Genomic DNA, 2,483 nt, shown 5'->3' on the forward strand with positions numbered 1-2,483 from the left:
TTTTCTTAGACGCACCAGACGAGGCTCTTTTTCTACCTCCACACGCTCTGAGTGTGGTGATAAACGGTCGATGATATCGTCCACCACATATTGGTTTTCATTGAGGTTCTTAGCGTCTTGAGACAACCAGTTTGCAAGCTCTAGATCCTGCGTCGCGTTGTTACCACGTCCAATCGTGCCCGCTAAAGCTTCAGTATGTAACGCATGACCAACGCGGGAATAAAGACGCTCTGGTGTCGAGCCGATAAAACTTTGTTCGCTGTCTAAACTCAGCAAAAAGTGAAAGCTGTGATGATTTTTCAAATAGCTCGCTTTAAGAAGCTGCGCAGCAGAAAATGTTGAATCCAATTTAACTGTCGATTTGCGAGCCAGAACCACTTTTTTGAACTCATCGTTGTCGATACCTGTCAGCACTTTTTTAACAAGAGCATTCCATTGCGGCTGTGTTGGTAAGTGTTCAATTGAGCGGATAGGCGATGAAATAGGCGCAAGACTGGGGACATCACAAACTAATTTTTCCAAGCCTGCTAATGTGCGAGTTTTATCTTCTGAGATATTCACCGCGAGCGACCACTGCTGATCGAACCGAACCAGCTCGATCTGCGGTAAAAAAAAGAAAGATGGCATGCTACGACGACTCTTCTCATGCTGATTATCGAAAGAGCGACCGCCCCATACGCGTTGGCCTTCACCAAGAATCGTATAGGCTGGGCCCGGTTCAACAAAAGAATGGAGCTGACCTAGGGCAACAACTTTCTCACGAGTATCACGAGACTGCCAGTAAAACTTGGGAAAAAGAGGTTGTGCTTCAAGCCAGTCAATAAATGCGAAATTGGGTTTCTCGCTGAGTGGCTCGACGAAACGTGTTTGAGTGTCTCCCGTTTGATGAACTCGCTCGATGATTTTCTTTACGGCTTGATAGAACTGTGACAAATCAACCTCGAAATTTGTGAGGATAAAGGGAAGTTTTGGCTACTCTAAGTTTAGACCCATATCAAATCAAGATCGCACAGGATTTTTTTCTCATCCGTTTAGCGTAAGCATGCACAAAATTTAGCCACCAAACGGATAATTTACGGATTTATATTCTAATAAAAAACAAATTATTGTATTTTAATAAAGAAATTAACGATTTTTTAGGAATTACACAATGCAAAATATCGGGATGTCGTCAAAACTCGACAATGTCTGCTACGACATTAGGGGTCCTGTACTCAAACATGCTAAACGCATGGAAGAAGAAGGGCATAAAATCCTAAAGCTCAACATTGGTAACCCCGCCCCATTTGGTTTTGACGCCCCTGATGAGATTCTAGTCGATGTAATCCGCAACCTACCCACCTCTCAAGGCTACTGTGACTCCAAAGGCATCTACTCTGCGCGCAAAGCCGTTGTACAGTACTACCAACGTAAAGGCATCCTTTCTTTAGATGTTGAAGATGTCTACGTAGGCAATGGCGTCTCTGAGCTTATCGTGATGGCAATGCAAGCACTGCTGAATAATGGCGATGAAATGCTGATCCCAGCACCGGATTACCCATTGTGGACGGCATCTGTTGCATTATCTGGCGGTAAACCTGTTCATTACCTGTGTGACGAAGGCGCAGACTGGTACCCTGACCTAGAAGACATTAAAAAGAAGATCACACCGAAAACGCGCGGTATTGTTCTGATCAACCCTAATAACCCGACAGGTGCGGTATACAGTCGTGATTTCTTATTGGAAGTGATTGAGATTGCTCGTCAGCACAACCTGATCATCTTCGCCGATGAAATCTACGACAAAGTGCTTTACGACGGGGCGACACACACTTCAGTCGCCACACTAACAGAAGATGTACTGGTGATGACCTTCAACGGCCTGTCGAAAGCGTACCGAGTTTGTGGCTTCCGTGGTGGTTGGATGTTCCTAACCGGCCCTAAACACCTAGCGCAAGGTTACATAAATGGCCTTGAACTGCTGTCTTCCATGCGTTTGTGTGCCAACGTACCTATGCAACACGCCATTCAAACCGCCTTGGGTGGCTACCAAAGTATCAACGAATTAATCCTACCGGGTGGTCGTTTGCTTGAACAACGAAACCGCGCTTATGAGCTGATCAATCAGATCCCAGGTGTGTCATGTGTAAAACCAAAAGGCGCGATGTATTTATTCCCCAAAATAGATACCAAGATGTACAACATCAAGAACGATCAACAAATGGTGTTGGACTTCTTGAAGCAAGAGAAAGTCCTGTTGGTGCAAGGTTCTGGCTTTAACTGGCCAAAACCAGACCACTTCCGCATCGTGACGCTGCCGCATGTGGAAGATCTCGAAATAGCGATCAGTCGCTTCGAACGATTCTTGACGACATACAGCCAGTAGTAATTAGTGCTGAACTCTCATATGCTTAGAGGAGCTCCTAGTGAGCTCTTTTTTGTATCAGAATCAAAATTGGAGACAGCAATGAAAGAAAGCCATTTTTTCGCCCACTTGGCACGAA

At 45.1% G+C, this 2,483-nt stretch carries 2 protein-coding genes; one reads left to right on the forward strand and one right to left on the reverse strand.

Translation table 11 applies throughout. From position 1 onward, the window contains the following. Positions 1–933, reverse strand: a 933-nt coding sequence (locus AND4_RS18720; RefSeq protein ID WP_009844558.1) for a chorismate-binding protein, incomplete at its 3' end; no start/stop codon positions are given. A gap of 217 nt (positions 934–1,150) precedes the next feature. Here AND4_RS18720 and AND4_RS18725 point away from each other — a divergent pair. Beyond that, on the forward strand, positions 1,151–2,365 hold the full coding sequence (locus AND4_RS18725) for a pyridoxal phosphate-dependent aminotransferase (protein ID WP_009844559.1): 1,215 nt from the start codon (positions 1,151–1,153) through the stop codon (positions 2,363–2,365). Positions 2,366–2,483: the final 118 nt, after the last annotated feature.

Source organism: Vibrio sp. AND4, assembly GCF_000171815.1.
Lineage (GTDB): Bacteria > Pseudomonadota > Gammaproteobacteria > Enterobacterales > Vibrionaceae > Vibrio.